Origin of the sequence: Sphingomonas sp. LHG3443-2 (genome assembly GCF_049896405.1) — a bacterium.
Classification (GTDB): domain Bacteria; phylum Pseudomonadota; class Alphaproteobacteria; order Sphingomonadales; family Sphingomonadaceae; genus Sphingomicrobium.
Genome location: NZ_JAFCUG010000001.1, coordinates 174,919 through 190,406, shown reverse-complemented (window position 1 = coordinate 190,406; position 15,488 = coordinate 174,919). Strand labels below are relative to the sequence as shown.

18 protein-coding genes are annotated in these 15,488 nt (G+C 67.1%); 3 read left to right on the top strand and 15 right to left on the bottom strand.

From position 1 onward, the window contains the following. Nucleotides 1–2 precede the first annotated feature (2 nt). From murA to ACP69Z_RS00815, 3 genes are all read right to left on the bottom strand, one after another. Nucleotides 3–1,289 carry a UDP-N-acetylglucosamine 1-carboxyvinyltransferase gene (murA, locus tag ACP69Z_RS00825; RefSeq protein WP_426265661.1) on the bottom strand — a complete coding sequence of 429 codons (1,287 nt, stop codon included), beginning with the start codon at nt 1,287–1,289 and terminating at the stop codon, nt 3–5. A 49-nt stretch (nt 1,290–1,338) separates the two neighbouring features. After that, nucleotides 1,339–1,680 (bottom strand): ATP-dependent Clp protease adapter ClpS, encoded by a 342-nt coding sequence (gene clpS, locus ACP69Z_RS00820; protein WP_426268016.1) that lies wholly within the window; start codon nt 1,678–1,680, stop codon nt 1,339–1,341. Between the two features lie 153 nt (nt 1,681–1,833). Beyond that, entirely contained in the window at nt 1,834–2,523 is a 690-nt protein-coding gene (locus ACP69Z_RS00815; RefSeq protein ID WP_426265660.1) for a phasin family protein, read from the bottom strand. A 109-nt stretch (nt 2,524–2,632) separates the two neighbouring features. Here ACP69Z_RS00815 and gmk point away from each other — a divergent pair, with 109 nt between their 5' ends. Continuing rightward, nucleotides 2,633–3,274: a guanylate kinase gene (gene gmk / locus ACP69Z_RS00810; RefSeq protein WP_426265659.1), complete on the top strand. Its 642-nt coding sequence runs from the start codon at nt 2,633–2,635 to the stop codon at nt 3,272–3,274. Here gmk and ACP69Z_RS00805 read toward each other — a convergent pair. Genes ACP69Z_RS00805 through ACP69Z_RS00770 form a run of 8 tightly spaced genes read right to left on the bottom strand, consistent with a single transcriptional unit; the run spans nt 3,271 to nt 12,460 of the window. After that, nucleotides 3,271–3,966, bottom strand: coding sequence for an ATP12 family chaperone protein (locus tag ACP69Z_RS00805; protein WP_426265658.1), 696 nt, complete (start codon nt 3,964–3,966; stop codon nt 3,271–3,273). The two genes, gmk and ACP69Z_RS00805, sit on opposite strands and share 4 nt — an antisense overlap. Further along, complete coding sequence (locus ACP69Z_RS00800) at nt 3,963–4,190, bottom strand: hypothetical protein (RefSeq protein ID WP_426265657.1); 228 nt, start codon at nt 4,188–4,190, stop codon at nt 3,963–3,965. Before ACP69Z_RS00800 ends, ACP69Z_RS00805 begins: the two co-directional genes overlap by 4 nt. After that, nucleotides 4,187–4,855 carry an HAD-IA family hydrolase gene (locus ACP69Z_RS00795; RefSeq protein WP_426268015.1) on the bottom strand — a complete coding sequence of 223 codons (669 nt, stop codon included), beginning with the start codon at nt 4,853–4,855 and terminating at the stop codon, nt 4,187–4,189. The genes ACP69Z_RS00800 and ACP69Z_RS00795 overlap by 4 nt, the downstream gene beginning before the upstream one ends. Further along, entirely contained in the window at nt 4,855–6,000 is a 1,146-nt protein-coding gene (locus tag ACP69Z_RS00790; RefSeq protein WP_426265656.1) for an RluA family pseudouridine synthase, read from the bottom strand. The genes ACP69Z_RS00795 and ACP69Z_RS00790 overlap by 1 nt, the downstream gene beginning before the upstream one ends. Nucleotides 6,001–6,010: 10 nt before the next feature. After that, on the bottom strand, nt 6,011–6,739 hold the full coding sequence (locus ACP69Z_RS00785; RefSeq protein ID WP_426265655.1) for a GNAT family N-acetyltransferase: 729 nt from the start codon (nt 6,737–6,739) through the stop codon (nt 6,011–6,013). Beyond that, the gene (locus ACP69Z_RS00780) at nt 6,736–7,995 is read right to left on the bottom strand and encodes a DUF445 domain-containing protein (RefSeq protein WP_426265654.1); all 1,260 of its coding nucleotides are present in this window, start codon (nt 7,993–7,995) and stop codon (nt 6,736–6,738) included. Before ACP69Z_RS00780 ends, ACP69Z_RS00785 begins: the two co-directional genes overlap by 4 nt. Before the next feature lie 34 nt (nt 7,996–8,029). After that, nucleotides 8,030–11,221 carry an efflux RND transporter permease subunit gene (locus tag ACP69Z_RS00775; RefSeq protein ID WP_426265653.1) on the bottom strand — a complete coding sequence of 1,064 codons (3,192 nt, stop codon included), beginning with the start codon at nt 11,219–11,221 and terminating at the stop codon, nt 8,030–8,032. Nucleotides 11,222–11,257: 36 nt separating this feature from the next. Continuing rightward, nucleotides 11,258–12,460, bottom strand: coding sequence for an efflux RND transporter periplasmic adaptor subunit (locus tag ACP69Z_RS00770; RefSeq protein WP_426265652.1), 1,203 nt, complete (start codon nt 12,458–12,460; stop codon nt 11,258–11,260). A gap of 198 nt (nt 12,461–12,658) precedes the next feature. Between ACP69Z_RS00770 and ACP69Z_RS00765 the strand changes: the two genes are divergently transcribed. Next, the gene (locus ACP69Z_RS00765) at nt 12,659–12,922 is read left to right on the top strand and encodes a GlsB/YeaQ/YmgE family stress response membrane protein (protein WP_426265651.1); all 264 of its coding nucleotides are present in this window, start codon (nt 12,659–12,661) and stop codon (nt 12,920–12,922) included. Between the two features lie 8 nt (nt 12,923–12,930). Here ACP69Z_RS00765 and ACP69Z_RS00760 read toward each other — a convergent pair whose 3' ends face one another. The 4 genes from ACP69Z_RS00760 to ACP69Z_RS00745 all read right to left on the bottom strand — a co-directional run bounded on the left by ACP69Z_RS00760 (nt 12,931) and on the right by ACP69Z_RS00745 (nt 14,301). After that, on the bottom strand, nt 12,931–13,212 hold the full coding sequence (locus tag ACP69Z_RS00760) for a GlsB/YeaQ/YmgE family stress response membrane protein (protein ID WP_426265650.1): 282 nt from the start codon (nt 13,210–13,212) through the stop codon (nt 12,931–12,933). 77 nt (nt 13,213–13,289) lie between these two features. Then, nucleotides 13,290–13,559 (bottom strand): GlsB/YeaQ/YmgE family stress response membrane protein, encoded by a 270-nt coding sequence (locus ACP69Z_RS00755; protein ID WP_426265649.1) that lies wholly within the window; start codon nt 13,557–13,559, stop codon nt 13,290–13,292. A 135-nt stretch (nt 13,560–13,694) separates the two neighbouring features. Beyond that, complete coding sequence (locus ACP69Z_RS00750; RefSeq protein WP_426265648.1) at nt 13,695–13,994, bottom strand: DUF1153 domain-containing protein; 300 nt, start codon at nt 13,992–13,994, stop codon at nt 13,695–13,697. 7 nt (nt 13,995–14,001) lie between these two features. After that, on the bottom strand, nt 14,002–14,301 hold the full coding sequence (locus ACP69Z_RS00745) for a hypothetical protein (RefSeq protein ID WP_426265647.1): 300 nt from the start codon (nt 14,299–14,301) through the stop codon (nt 14,002–14,004). Nucleotides 14,302–14,350: 49 nt separating this feature from the next. Between ACP69Z_RS00745 and mnmA the strand changes: the two genes are divergently transcribed. Further along, nucleotides 14,351–15,487 (top strand): tRNA 2-thiouridine(34) synthase MnmA, encoded by a 1,137-nt coding sequence (gene mnmA / locus ACP69Z_RS00740; RefSeq protein WP_426265646.1) that lies wholly within the window; start codon nt 14,351–14,353, stop codon nt 15,485–15,487. Nucleotide 15,488 lies beyond the last annotated feature (1 nt).

The following is a 15,488-nucleotide window of genomic DNA, read 5'->3' as shown; positions in this document are numbered from 1 at the left end:
CCTCAGCCGCCGCCGCGGCGTTCGATGGTGGCGCCGACCGCGGAGAGTTTTTCTTCGAGGCGCTCGTAGCCGCGGTCGAGATGATAGACACGCAGCACCTCGGTCTCACCCTCGGCGGCAAGGCCGGCGATGATCAGGCTCATGGACGCGCGAAGGTCGGTCGCCATCACCTTGGCGCCGGTCATGCCGTCGACCCCGTGGACGATCGCCGAGCGGCCGCGCACGTCGATGTTGGCGCCCATGCGGCGCAGCTCGGGCACGTGCATGTAGCGGTTCTCGAAGATGGTCTCTTCGAGGAAGCTTTCACCCTTGGCGCGGCACAGCATGGCCATGAACTGCGCCTGCATGTCGGTGGCGAAGCCGGGGAAGGGCGCGGTCGAGAGGGCGAGCGGGCGCAAGGGGCCATCGGCGCTGACCTTCATCCCATGCTCGTGGAACTCGATCATCAGCCCGGCCTGCGCCAGCGCGTTGGTGGTCGCCAGCATGTCCTCGGGGCGGATGCCGTGAAGATCGAGGCTGCCGCCAGTGATCCCGGCCGCGCAGGCGTAGCTGCCGGCTTCGATGCGGTCGGGCATCACGGCATAGGTGCAGCCGCCGAGCTTCTCGACACCTTCGATCTTGATGTGTGGGCTGCCTTCGCCCTCGATGTCGGCGCCCATCTTCTGCAGCAGGCGGCAAAGGTCGACGATCTCAGGCTCGCGCGCGGCATTGTAGAGATTGGTGCGGCCGCTCGCGAGCACCGCAGCCATGACCGCGTTTTCAGTGGCGCCGACCGACACCACCGGGAAGGTGAAGTCGCCGCCCGGGAGGCGGCCGCCCTTGGGGGCGGTGGCGCGGACGAAGCCGGCTGCGATCTCGATCTCGGCGCCGATCGCTTCCAGCGCCTGAAGGTGGAGGTCGATCGGCCGGTCGCCGATGGCGCAGCCGCCGGGCAGGGACACGGTGGCGTCGCCGGCGCGGGCCAGCAGCGGGCCCAGCACGAGGATCGAGGCGCGCATCCGGCGCACCATGTCGTAGGGCGCGACGGTGGAAATAAGCGTTTCGGCCTGCAGCGTCATGCGCCGCCCGATCTCGCCCTTCTTAAGGCCCTCGATCTTGGTCGAGACGCCAAGCTCGTTGAGGAGATGGCCGAAACTGTCGACGTCGGCCAGGCGCGGCAGGTTGCTGAGCGTCAGCTTTTCGTCGGTGAGGATGGCGCAGGGAAGGAGCGTCAGCGCGCTGTTCTTGGCGCCCGAGATGGGGAGCGTGCCTTCGAGCCGCTTGCCGCCCTGAATGACAATGGAGTCCATGACAGCCGCGTTTAGGGCTTCATGACGGGCACGCAATAGGGCGGGCGGATCAGGCCTTTTCGAGCGTGCACTGGAGCGGGTGCTGATTTTCCCGTGCGAAGTCGGTGACCTGGGTGACCTTGGTCTCGGCGACTTCGTAAGTGAACACGCCGCACACCGCGACACCCTGTTGATGGACCTGCAGCATGACCCGGGTCGCATCCTCGATGCTCATCGAGAAGAAGCGCTGGAGGCAAAGGACGACGAATTCCATGGGCGTGTAATCGTCGTTCAGCATCAGCACCTTGTAGTTGCTGGGCTTGCGGGTGCGGGGGCGCGTGCGGGTGACGACCCCGCGCTCGATCTCCTCGACGCCGTCGCCTTTGCCGGGCCGATCGTCTTCGCCGGCCATGGTGATACGCTGAATCATTGCGGGCCTAGATAGGGGAGGGGGTGACGGCTTGCCAAGGCAGGCAAAGGGTCCATTCGCCGCACAAAAGGAAGCGGCCGCCCCCGAGATACGCCGGGAGCGGCCGCAATGAATGCCAGACAGGAGGAGGAGTTGTCAGGCAGTCAGTTCGTTGATCTTCTCGGCGTTGAGCGCAGCGCGGTTCGACAGCGGCTGGATCGCTTCACCGGCGAGCTTGACCGAGGCTTCGGTCAGCTGGCTGAGCCCGGCGACCATACGGTCGAAGTTCTGCTTGGCGATCTCGCTCTGCAGCTGGAAGAATTCGCTCGGGCTCGAAACCTGCGCGAGGCTCTTCAGCTCGGCGACATTCTGCTCGATGCCTTCGCGAACGCGGCCCAGCGCGTCTTCGCCGACGTTCTTGGCGCCGGAGGCGGCGATCTTGCCGGCCTCGACAACCGCCTCGACGTTGGCGCGGGTCAGCTCAGCCATGTCCTCGGCGGTCTTGCGGCCCTTCTCGATCGCTTCCTGGCCCTTGCTGCCGGCGTCGGCGAACAGGGTCTGGAGGCGGTCCATGCCGGGCATGGCGGCAAACGGCTGGAAGCTGGTGAAGCTGTTGGTCGGGTTGAAGTTCATGGTGGTATCCTCGATCTGAGGCGCGACCTTGGCGGCGCGCGGCGTGGTGTTCTTGACGGTCTGGCCACCGGCGGCCTTGCGGGCCCGCGGCTTGCGCTCGGTCTTCACCCGGCGCGCGTTGACCTTCTTCACCGCTTCGACGACGGCAGCCTCGACGGGCTCGGCCTGCTCGACGGCGGTTTCGATGGTCTCGTTGTTCACAGTATCGGTCATGTCACTTCCCTTGTTGCAGTGCACAATATAGTGCGCCGCACAAGATTTCAAGCGCTTTCTTCGCACTTGCAGCATTGACGGTTGCGTCTTGCCGATTGCAAGAGCGCACATGGATTCTTCGCTTCGCACCCGCCGCGGCCTGCTGATCGTGCTTTCGTCACCATCGGGGGCGGGCAAGTCGACCATCAGCCGGATGCTGATGGAGGAAGATCCAACCATCACCATGTCGATCAGCGCCACCACACGCGAGATGCGGGAGGGCGAGGTCGCGGACGTCGATTATCACTTCGTCAGCGACGCCGAGTTCGAGGCGCTGGTCCAGGCGGACGAGCTGGCCGAATGGGCTTATGTCTTCGGCCACCGCTATGGCAGTCCCAAGGAGCCGATCAAGGAAGCGCTGAAGAACGGGCGCGACACCTTGTTCGACATCGACTGGCAGGGGACGCAACAGCTCGAATATGCCTTTCGCACCGACCTGGTGAAGATCTTCATTCTGCCGCCGTCCATGGCCGAGTTGCAGCGGCGGCTGGAAGGGCGGGGCACCGACGAGCTGGAGGTGATCGACTTCCGCATGAAGCGCGCGGCGGCCGAGATCGGGCATTGGGCCGAATATGATTATGTCCTGATCAACGAGGACGTGGAGCGCTGCGCCGCCAAGGTGAAGGCGATCGTCGAGGCCGAGCGGCTACGGCGCGAGCGGCAGCCTTACCTGCTCAATTTCGTCCGTCAGCTGGTCGAAAAGCCCAACTAGGGCAGCAGCGAGAGGAAGCGGGCGGCGGCGCGGAAATCCTTTTCGCGAAGGGCGAGCGCGCGTTCCGCTTCCTCGTCGGCGCCCCATTGTTCGAGCTGCCAGCGTTCGTCGAGGCTGACCGCGGCCCATGCTTCGTCGACCGACACCGCGCCTTCGAGTAGGGCGAGTGCGGCGACCAGTGAGCCGCCGATGGTGACGAGCGGCGACAGGCCGGCGAGGCGGTAGGCATCGAGAGCGTGAACGGCTTGGGTCAACTGGTCGAGCGTTGCCTGCGGCTGGTCCACCGGAGAGATGCCGTCCGTTACCCGGAAGTCGACATCAAAGCGGCGGCGGGCCCATTGGAGCAAGGGATCCCAGGCCGCCGCTTGGGCAGCAACCAGCTTGGTGGGCGTGTCGGCGCGGTAGCAGAGGAGGTCGCTGGCGGCGTAGTTGGCGAGGCTGTCGGCGAACGGGCCGGGCTTGGGCGCGACATGATCGACGGCGGCGTTGGCGAGGCCGGTCAGCGGCATGGCGCGGGGATCGACGGTCTCGCCGGCGGCCTGCCATTCGGCCGCGGCTTCCTGCGCGAGGCGTTCACCAGGGAGCAGCAGCAAGGCGCGGGCGGGCGTACGGACGGGCCGGCCGTCGAGTTCGATCCGCCATTGGCCGGCTTCGTCGGCGACGGCGGCGGCGGCTTTCCAGAAACGCTTCATCGCCGGTCGGTCTTTTCCCAATGCTGGCGCAGCAGCACCGGGCCGAGCAACGCCTCCACCAGACCGCAGCCGATCACCACCATGCCGAGGCCCAGCGCGCCGCCCGGCCGGACGAGGTCGCTGAAGGTGATGGCCATGCCGAGGAAGAACAGCAGCAGCCCCGACACGCGAAGCAGGGCGAAGATGCCGAAGCGCTTGCGCCAGAGCTCGTCGTCGGGGGTCATGCGGCGGCCTTCACCAGTTGCTCGGCCTGGTCGAGCACGTCGGCCGGGCGGGCGGCGATGGTGTCGGCGCCCGCGGCGCGGAGCTCCGCCTCTTCATGATAGCCCCACAGCACGCCGATCGCATGGGCACCGGCCGCCTTGGCCATGCGCATGTCCCAGCCGGTGTCGCCGATCACCACCGAATGCTGCGGGTCGGCGCCGCAGTCGGCGAGCGCCTGCAGGGTCATCGAGGGGTGCGGCTTGGACGGGTGGCGGTCGGCGGTCTGGAGCGAGAGGAAGCGGGCGTGGAGGCCGTGGGCGGTTAGGCAGTGGCGTAGGCCGCGATCGGACTTGCCGGTCGCGACGGCGAGCAGCCAACCACGTTCTTCCAGCGCGTCGAGCAGGGGGAGGATACCGTCGTAAAGTGGTTCCTCGACCTGTTGCTGCCCTCGCAAGGTGACAAACGCGTCCTTGTAGGTCTGCGCCATGCGGCCGTGAAGGTCGGAGTCCTGGCTCGGCGCAAGCTCGGCCATCGCCTCAACCAGCGACAGACCGATGACGCGCTGGGCCTGCTGGCGTGGCGGTAGCTCAAGGCCGTGTTCGGCGAAGGCGAGGCCGAGCGCGCGGTGGATGGTGCCGCCCGAGTCGACCAGGGTGCCGTCGCAATCGAAGACCGCGCAGCGGATCACCGGCCGCGGCCCTTCGGCGGACCTTTGGGCCGGGGCGACTTGGATGGCGCCGACGAGGCGCCGCGGCCGCGGCGTTCGCCCTTGCGCTCCTTGCGCGCGGTCTTGGCCGCGGCGGCCTTGCGGCGGGCCTGGACCTCGGGGCTCTTGGCCGGGTCGGGGCGGTCGAGCGGCATGTTATCGCCGTCGCGCGCCTCGAAGCCGAGGGTCGCCAGCGTTTCGGCGAAATGCGCCGGAAGCTCGGCGGAGACGTCGATCTCCTTGCCGCCCGGCGCGTCGATCTTGAGGCGGCGGGCGTGGAGATGGAGCTTGCGGCTGACCCCGCCGGTCAGAAAGGCGTCCGCCCCGCCATATTTGGCGTCGCCGACGATCGGGTGACCAAGATAGGCCATGTGGGCGCGCAGCTGGTGGGTGCGGCCGGTCAGGGGCTGCAGCTCGACGAATGCAGCGCGGGTGCCGGCGCGGTCGATCACGCGGAAGCGGGTGCGGGCGGGCTGGCCGTCCTCGGCGACGTGCATCTTTTCGCCGCCGGTGCCGGGCTGCTTGGCGAGTGGGGCATCGATCAGGCCCTCGTCAGGCCCTACGTCACCGACCACGATTGCCCAATAAACCTTGCGCGCGGTGCGGCCGGAGAAGCTCTTGGAGAAGTAGGCCGCGCTGCGGGCCGAGCGGGCGACCAGCAGCACGCCGCTGGTGTCCTTGTCCAAGCGGTGGACGAGCTTGGGCCGATTGCCTTCTTCGTCGGCGAGGCCGTCGAGCAGGCGGTCCAGATGCTGGTCGGTCTTGGTCCCGCCCTGCGTCGCAAGGCCGGGCGGCTTGTTCAGGACAAAGGCGTCGGGGGTCGTTTCGATCACCATCTCCTGGACGAAGCTCCGTTCGTCATCGGTGAGCGGTTCGAGGACACGCTGCGGCCGAGCGCTGCGAACAGGCTGGGCTTCGCGCGGGGGGATGCGGATGGTCTGGCCGGCGAGGATCCGGTCCCCCGGAGTGGCTTTCTCGCCGTTGACGCGGAGCTGGCCGGTGCGGGCCCAGCGCGAGACGAGGTTGAAGCTGACTTCCTCGCCCATGTGCCGCTTGAACCAGCGGTCGAGCCGGATGCCGTCGTCGTCCGCGGCGACGGTGAAGGTGCGGGGCTCTGTGGACATGAGGCGCGCCCTAGCCCGAGCCGAGCTCTTTCGCAAAACGGAGCGAGGTGCGGGCGTAGCCGAGGCGCTGGTAGAAACGGTGCGCCGGAGTCAGTCGCTCGTTGCTGGTGACCTCGACGAGCTTGCAGCCACGTGTCGACAGCAGGCGCTCGGCTTCGGCGATCAGCGCGCCGCCGAGGCCAGCACCGCGTTCGGCTTCGGCGACGACGAGGATGGTGATCCTTCCGACCGGCGCCTCGCGGTGAGGATGCACGGTCGCCTGCACCGCGCAGGCGGCGATGACATCCTTGCCGCGGACGGTGACGAGGAGCTGGTCGCCGGCCTTTTTCATCGCCTGGAGATTGGCAGCGATCTGCGCGGGCTCGATCCGGTGGTCGAGAAGGGCGAACAACGCTGCGAGCCGCGGGGCGTCGGCCTTGATGGCGGGGCGAATGGTTGGCGGCTTCGGTTCGGGTGGCGGCGGCGCTGGCTTGGCGCGCTTTGGCTTGGGGCGGGCGCCGACGGCGCGCAGGCTTTGCTTCCAGTCGCCCGTTTCGGCGCCGCGAAGATAGTTCTCGATTTCCGCCGCCGAAGCCCGCAACGCGCGTTTGCCGCGAACGCCGAACACCGGATCATTGTTTTGGTCGGCGAGGCCGTAGCAGCCGAAGCCTGCCTTGCCCTCCGTCCGCACACGCGACCGCAGCAACTTCAGACCGCGGTTGCGGGCCATCTCCGCCAGCCGGTCGCCTTCCGCGCTCACAGCGTGTCGAGGAAATGCAGCACGAGGCCGACGAAGCCACCGACCAGGGTGCCGTTGATGCGGATATACTGGAGGTCGCGGCCGACCGCGGATTCGAGGCGCTCGGTGACGGTGCGCGCGTCCCAGCCGCGGATGGTGTCGCTGACCAGGCTGACGATCGAGCCGCCATAGCTTGCCGCCATGCCGGCGGCGGCGCGGCGGACGAACTGGTTCACCGCGCGGCGGATGCGGGGATCGCTTTCGAGCGTCGTCCCGGCCGAGCGGAGCACCTCGCCCATGCGGCCTGCCAACACCGCATCGCTGTCGCGCGCGGCGGCGATGATCGAGGCGCGGCCCTTTTGCCACAAGCGATCGAGCCATTGCGCGACCGAGCGGTTGGCGAGCAGATCTTCCTTCCACGCTTCGACCCGGGCGCGGGTCTCGGGCTTTTGCTGAAGGTCTTCGGCGAGGGAGGAGAGCGCTTCCACCATCTTGCCGCGCATCGGGTGGTCGGGGTCGGTGCTGACTTCGAGCGTCAGCTTGCGCAGGCCATCGACAATGGCGTCGGCGAGTTTTTCGTCCAATGCCGCAAGGCGCAGCACCCAGCTTGCCCGGCGCTTCACCATGTCGCGGATCAAGGATTCGTTGGCGTCGAGCGCGCGCGACAGGGCGCGGATCGCCGCTTCCAGCATGGGCACGTGGCGATTGTCTTCGATTGCCGAGGCGAGCGCGGCGCCGAGCAGGGGCGAGACCTCCGTCTTGGCGATGCGCTGCGAGATCGCGCCCTTGACGATGCCGCCGAGCCGCTCGTCGTCCAGGGCTTCGAACAGGTCGGCGATCAGGCGAGAGGCGCCGCGGCGGATGCGGGTGCCTTCGCCTGACGGCGCGCGGAGGAAGCGGCCGGCGGCGGCGGCAACGTCGATCCCGCGCATCCGCCGGGCGACCACGCGGGCAACCAGGAAATTGTCGCGGATGAAGCTCGCCAGCGTGAGGCCGATCCGGTCCTTGTTGCGCGGGATGATCGCGGTGTGGGGAATCGGCAGGCCAAGCGGATGGCGGAACAAGGCGGTGACCGCGAACCAGTCGGCCAGCCCGCCGACCATCGCGGCTTCGGCGAACGCCTTGACGAGGCCGAGCCAGGGGTAGCGCGGCTCCAGTGCGCGGGTGAGAATGAACAGCCCCGCCATGACGACCAGGAGCCCGGTCGCGACGACCTTCATGCCCTGGGCGCCCGGCTGGACGGGATTGAAGCGGGAAAGTGGTCCGGAGCGAGTCATCCGGACCACTCAATAACCGAACCGCCCTTCGGGTTCACTCCGCCGGCTGCGGAACCGGCCCCTGCGAGCCGGGCGCGCGCGGCTCCTCGACGGCGTCCGGCACCTCGTGCGCAGTCGCGGCAAGGTGACGGCCGAACTTCTGGGCGATCCACTTTTCGATGTCGATCGCGATGCTGAAGTAAGCCGGTACCAGCAGCAGGGTGAGGAAGGTCGACATGATCAGGCCGCCGATCACCGTGACACCCATCGGGGCGCGGAAGCTGCCGTCGCCGGTCAGGCTGAGCGCGATCGGGACCATGCCGGCGACCATCGCCACCGTGGTCATGACGATCGGCTGGGCGCGCTTGTGGCCGGCTTCGACGATGGCTTCATATTTGCTCATGCCATGGTCCATCATCTCCACCGCAAAATCGACCAGCAGGATCGAGTTCTTGGCAACGATGCCGAACAGCATCAGCAGACCGATGAACACCGGCAGGCTGAGCGGCAGACTGCCGATGTGCAGCGCAATCACCGCGCCCATCGGGGCCAGCAGCAGCGAGCCGAGATTGACCAGCGGCGCGAGGAAGCGGCGATACAGCAGCACCAGCACCGCGAACACGAGGCTGATGCCGGCGACGACGGCGAGGATGAAGTTGAAGAACAGTTCCTGCTGCCACTTCTGGTCGCCGAGGTTCAGGCGCGACACGCCCGCCGGCAAATTCTGCATGATCGGCAGCTTCTCGATCGCCTTGTAGGCGTCACCGCTGACCGCCCCGGGGGTGAGATCGGCGCCGACGGCGATACGATAGACCTGGTTGGTGCGCTGCACCGTCACCGGGCCCGAGCCGAAGGTAATCTCCGCCACCGACTTCAGCGGGATCGACCCGCCGCTCGACGTCGGCACCGGCAGGTTCTCCAGTGTGGAGATGTCGCGCCGCTGCGAGCGGTCGAGGCTGACGATGATCGGCACCTGGCGATCGGACAGGGAGAAGCGGGCGCTATTCTGTTCGATGTCGCCAATGGTGGCGATGCGGATGGTCTGGGCAAGCGCCTGGGTGCTGACGCCGAGGTCGGCGGCAAGGTCGAAGCGCGGCTTGATCCGGATTTCCGGCCGAACCACGTCGCCCTGCACGCGCGGCGCCACCAGCATGGGAACCGTGGCCATCTGATCCGACAGGGTGTTTGCCACCTCGTTCAGCTTCACGGGATCGTCGCCGCCGAGGAACAGGGTGATCGGGCGCCCGCCGCCGCCGGGACCGCCCGAGCCCTGGCTGAGGAAGTTCACCTGCGCATCGGGAATGGAGGCGAGCTGCGGGGTGATGTCGCGCTCGAGCTCGAAGCTCGCCTTCTCGCGGTCCTTTTTATAGACCACGTTAAGGAAAGCGGACGAAGTGAAGCTGCGCTGAAACACGGTTTCGACGTTTGGGTTGCGCAGCACGATTTCGCGCACGCGGCCCGCGACATCCTTGGTCTGGTCGAGCGTCGAACCCGGCGCCAGCGCGATCCGGACGGTGCTGTTGGGCTGATCGGTTTCGGGCAGGAAGGTGACCGGGAGCGTCATCAGCCCGCCGATGGTGGCGGCAAAGGTCAGCAAGCCGACGCCGATCATCCACACGCGGTGATCGCGCAGCCGGGCAAGGCGACGGCCAAGGAAGCTGCGCGCGTTCAAGCGGGCGCGTTCGGCCTTGGTGTCGTCGATCGTCCAGCGCAGCGTGTTGAGATAGCGCTCCATCCACTTGCCGGAAGCGTGTTCCTGAACGCCGCCGCTGCGCATGAAATAGGCCGCCATCAGCGGCGTGATCATGCGGGCCACGAGCAAGCTCATGAACACCGCCAGCACGACCGTGTAGCCGAAGTTTCGGAAGAACTGGCCGGAGATGCCGGGCATCAGGGCGACCGGCAGGAACACCGCGACGATCGACATGGTGGTGGCGAGCACGGCGAGGCCGATTTCGTCCGCCGCGTCGATCGAGGCCTGGTAGGCGCTCTTGCCCATGCGCATGTGGCGGACGATGTTCTCGATCTCCACGATCGCATCGTCGACCAGCACGCCCGCTACCAGCGCGAGCGCGAGCAGCGACAGGAAGTTCAGGTTGATGGACATGAGATCCATGAACCAGAAGGCGGGAATGGCCGAGAGCGGAATGGCAACCGCCGAGATCACCGTCGCGCGGATGTCGCGAAGGAACAGGAACACCACGAGCACCGCCAGCACGGCGCCTTCGATCAGCGCGTGCATCGAGCTCGAATATTGGCTCAGCGTGTAATCGACCGAATTGTTGATTTCGGTGAAGCTGACGCGCGGATCGTCTTTCTCGATCTTGCGCAGTTCCGCCCAGCTGTTCTCGTAAGCGGTGACGTCCGACGCACCCTTGGCGCGCGACACGTTGAAACTCACCACCGGGCGGCCGCCCAGTTCGGTGTAGGAGCGCGGTTCGGCCGAGGAGTCCCGCACCTGGGCGATCTCGCTCAGGCGGACGTAGCGGCCGCCGGGCAGGGCGATCTGCGTGGCGGCGAGCGCGGCAGCGCTTCGGGCATTGCCGAGCACGCGCACCGTCTGCTCGGAGCCGGCGATTTCGGCCCGGCCACCCGATGCGTCGAGGTTGAGGCTGCGAAGCTGCTGGTTGACCTGCGCCGCGGTAATTCCCTGCGCCTGAAGCGAGGACGGGTCGAGGATGACGCGGATCTGGCGGTCGACGCCGCCTTCTCGGGTGACCTGCGCCACGCCGCTTTGCGCAAGCAGGCGGCGGGAGACCAGATTGTCGACGTACCAGCTGAGGTCCTCGAGGCTCATGTCGGTGGCCTCGACGGCAACGAACATGATCTCGGCGCCACCATTGTCGACGCGGTTGACCTGCGGCTCGAGGATGCCTTCGGGAAGGTCGCCGCGGATCTGGTCCACAGCCGCCTTGACGTCATTCACCGCGCGATCGGTGGGCGTACCGATCTTGAACTGGACAAAGGTGCTGCTGCTGCCTTCCCGGACGCTGGAGTTGATCTCGTCAACGCCGTCCACCCCGCGGATCGCCGCTTCCACCTTTTGCGTGACTTGGTTGACCATTTCGGACGGCGCCGCGCCCGGCTGGGCGATGTTGATGTTGGCCGCCGGAAAATCGATGTCCGGGTTGTTGGTGACCTCCATCGTCGCGAAGGCGTAGATACCCGCCAGCAGAAGCGCGATGAAAAGGACGATCGGGGGGACCGGGTTGCGAATGCACCAGGCCGAAATGTTCCGGAAACTCATATGCCTGACAATCCTGCGTGAGGCCTGAACCTAGGCTTAGTTGGCGGCTGCCTGCCGCTTGGGATTGACCTTCTGGCCGGGATTGAGGAACGGCCCGGCGGACAGCACCACCGTTTCCTGACCGCTGAGGCCCGAGACGATGGTGGCACCGCTTTCATCCACCGTACCGACCTTGACGCCGCGGCGCTCGGCCTCGTTCTTGGCATTCACGATGTAGACGTAATTGCCGTCGTTGTCGGACAGCACAGCGCTCTGCGGAAGCAGGGGAGCGGTGGTGGCGCCGGCGGAAATCCGCGCTTCGGCAAAACCGCCCGGCCGGATACCCGGCGAATAGGGAATGGCGACCCGGACTTCACCCTGGCGCGACTGGGGATCGATCACGGGCGCGACCTGCCACACCCGGCCGGTGACGCTGGTGGTGCTGCCGATCGGCGTGACGCTGGCCGGCATGCCGACCCGGATCTTGGCGAGGTCCTGCTGGCTGAGCTGCGCGCGCATCTCCATTTCGCCGCCCTGAGCGAGGCGGAACAGGCCCTGGCTGCCGCCGCCGATCACCTGACCGACCTCCAGATTGCGCTGAAGGATGAGGCCGGCGCTGGGCGCGCGGATGTCGAGCAGGCCGATGCCGGCGCGGGTCGCGTTGAGCTGCGCCTGCGCGACGCGGACCTGGGCATTGGCCTGGTCGCGGGCCGCCCGCTTGCGATCAAGATCGGCGGCCGAGACGAAGCCGCGGCCGACAAGGGCGGCGGAACGCTCATATTCGTTCTGGGCGAGAGCGGCGCTGGCGCGGGCCGATTCCACCGCGGCGGAAAGCTGGGCGCTGGTCTGCACCTGGACCGAGCGATCCACCGTGGCGAGCGTCTGGCCGGCGCGGACCCAGGTCCCGGCGTCCACCAGCACGGCGGTCACGCGGCCACCCTGGCCGGCGGCGCCGATCGGCTGATCGCGGCGGGCCGCCAGGGCACCGCTGGCGGTGATGATCTGGGCGACCTGGCTGCGGCCGGGGACGACCACGGTGACGGTGGGCACCTGCCCGCCGCGGCGACCACCGCCAGCGGACTTCTCGGCAGCGGCACCGGACTTGCCATCGGCAAGGGCGTTCTGGCGATTGAACAGGTAATAAGCGAGGCCAAGCACGAGCACGCCGACCAGCACCGCAATGATGAGGTTACGGCGCCGCCGGGTGTCATCCACCACGACAATGGTTTCGTCCCGATCCAGCCGGGTCTCGCGATTCATTCCGATCACCTTTTCGTTCGACGTCATCATTGCGCCGCTACTGTATTAGACGCATAACTCACCGGGCGCAAGCCAAGGCGGAATGGCGACCAGCGACAAGCTCCATTCGACCAACGGTTCCTTCTGCTCCGCCGAAAGTTGTTTGCAGGGGAGCGGTAATGGATTGTACCGACAGTTCACCAATAGAAGGAATGCGGCATGCTGGCAGATTATGGGTGGCTAAGCTGGATCATTATCGGTTTTCTGGCAGGCGGCATCGCCAAGCTGCTGATGCCGGGCAAGGATCCGGGCGGCTGCATCGTTACCATTCTGCTCGGAATCGGCGGCGCGATGCTGGCGGGGTTCCTCGGCCGCGCGCTCGGCTGGTATGACGAGCCGACCGATGGCGCAGGCTTCCTCGCGGCGATCGTCGGCGCAGTGCTGATCCTGTTCATCTACCGGCTGACGCTGAAGCGTCGCTGATCAACCTTTTAACGCGCGCGGCGGCGGCCGATCCGGGACGCCGCCGCGACGATCCCGAGCGCCAGGAAGGCGCCAATCAGCGACAGCAGAACGCCCGGCAGCGAGAAGCCGGTCGGCTCCAGCTTGCCGGCAAGCGCGGGCGTGATCAGCATTGCACCGAGCAAGGCTCCCACGGCACCGAGGGCGACCAGGCCAAGCACGTCGCGCGCACGGTCACTGTGAAGCACGACGCTGGCCAGCCAGCCGAGCAGCGCGCCAACAAGAATAAGGGCGATCCAGGAGAGGGGCATGGACTTCCCATAAGCAAAGGGGCCGCCCGCTCCAAGAGCGGACGGCCCCGATTGCCAGTCAGCCGGTCGGCTGGTGCTTAGCGCACCCGGCCGCGACGGACGAGGTTGACGATCGCCAGCAGGATGATCGCACCAAGCAGCGACACCAGGATGTTGCCGAGGCTCAGCGGACCGTCGGTGATCGAACCGCCGGGAAGCAGGCCGCTCAGCAGGAAGCGGCCGAGCAGCGCGCCGAGGATGCCGACGATGATGTTAAGGAAGATACCCTGCTGCGCGTCGGTGCGCATCACGATGCTGGCGAGCCAGCCGAGCACACCACCGACGACGATGATCAGAATCCATTCCATGTGCGTTCCCTCCTGTTTCGCCCGGACATTATCCGCCGGGCGCTTCATTGGGGTTCAAGACGCCCGCAGGGGGTGTCTTGTTCCGGTGAGGGGAACGGTGATCGGCTGTATCGGTTCCGGAACGAGCTTGTTTCGTCAGTAACGCTGCTGGCGCTCGTAGACCTGACGGTAGTGCTGGATGCGGGTGACGCGCAGACCCGGCATGCCGCTGCGGTCGACCGCTCGCTGCCAGCTGGCGAACTCCTCGAGGCTGAGGCCGTAGCGCTCGCACGCCTCGTCGACCGTCAGCAGCCCACCGGCAACGGCAGCCACCACCTCGGCCTTGCGACGAACCACCCAGCGCGTCGTGCCGGGCTTCGGCAGCGATTCAAGCGTCAGCGGCTCGCCAAGCGGACCGATGACCTGATGGGGGCGGAACTTCTGATTTTCTAGCATTGCTTCCTCAGACCGAACGGGTGGTTGCCGGTGAGCCAGCGTTTACCGGTTGCTCTCTCAAGCAACCGTGAAGCGCGCTGGTAAACACGCTCGTCACCTTTGCGTCGGTGGTGGTTTTGGGTCCGATCCCGGCAAAGGCGCCGCGGACCAGATGGCCCTCGTCACCCTTTTTGTTGGCTAGCAGCGCAACCACGGCGGCGAGCCGGTCGTGCTCGGCTCCGTCCGGTCCAAGGCTGGTCAGCACGGCGCCGAGTTCAACGCCGTTCAGCACCCCCGCTGCCTGCAATGTCTTTGCGCTTTCGGCCAAAACCCTCGCCTTCTTCGTTCCGTTTGCCAGCACTAGCGAAAGAGGGTGAATGACGAGTAAAGACCCGTTCGTGAGTCTTCCCGATCTTCAGCTCGGCAAGCCGCCGGAAGCGGCGCGCATCGTCGTCGCCATGTCCGGCGGCGTTGATTCGTCGGTCGCCGCCATGCTCGCCGCGCGCTCGGGCGCGGAGGTGATCGGGGTCACGCTGCAGCTCTACGATCACGGCGAAGCGGTGAAGCGGTCGGGCGCGTGCTGCGCGGGGCAGGACATCTATGACGCTGCGCAGGTGTGCGAGAAGCTCGGCATCGCCCACTACGTGCTCGATTACGAGAGCCGGTTCCGGGAAGGCGTGATCGAGCGGTTCGCGGACGATTATGCGCGGGGGCGCACGCCGGTGCCCTGCTCGGTGTGCAACCAGGGGGTGAAGTTCACCGACCTCCACGCCTTCGCGCGCGAGCTTGGCGCCGATGCGCTGGTGACCGGCCATTATGTCCGGCGGGTGGTGCGTAACGGTAAGGCGGAGCTGCACAAGGGCCGCGATCCGGCGCGTGACCAGAGCTATTTCCTGTACGGCACGACGCCCGAGCAGCTCGATCTGCTGCGCTTCCCCATTGGCGAGCTGCCCAAGGCCGAGGTTCGGGCAATGGCCGCCGAAGCGGGACTGATCGTCGCCGCCAAGCCCGACAGCCAGGACATCTGCTTCGTGCCGGACGGCGATTACGCCGGGCTGGTGAAGAGAATGCGGCCGGAGACTGAGGCGCCAGGCGAGATCGTCGCGCTCGATGGGCGGGTGCTCGGCCAGCACAAGGGGATCGTGCATTTCACCGTGGGACAGCGCCGCGGGCTCGAGATCGGCGGGTCGGCCGAGCCGTTGTACGTGGTGCGGATCGAGCCCGAAGAGCGGCGGCTGGTGGTTGGGCCCAAGCAGGCGCTAGCGGTCAGCCAAGCCCTTGTCGGGAGCTGGAACTGGCTCGGCGAAGAGCAGCGGGAGGTCGAGGTCAAGGTGCGCTCGCTGAGCCGGCCGGTCCCGGCGCGGCTGGAGGATGGCCTGATCCGCTTCTATCAACCCGAATTCGGGGTCGCACCGGGGCAGGCCGCGGTTGTGTATGACGGCGAGCGGCTGCTTGGTGGCGGCTGGATCGAGGAGACCCGCGCCGCCGCGTCCACCTTGGCGACCGCCGCCTGAC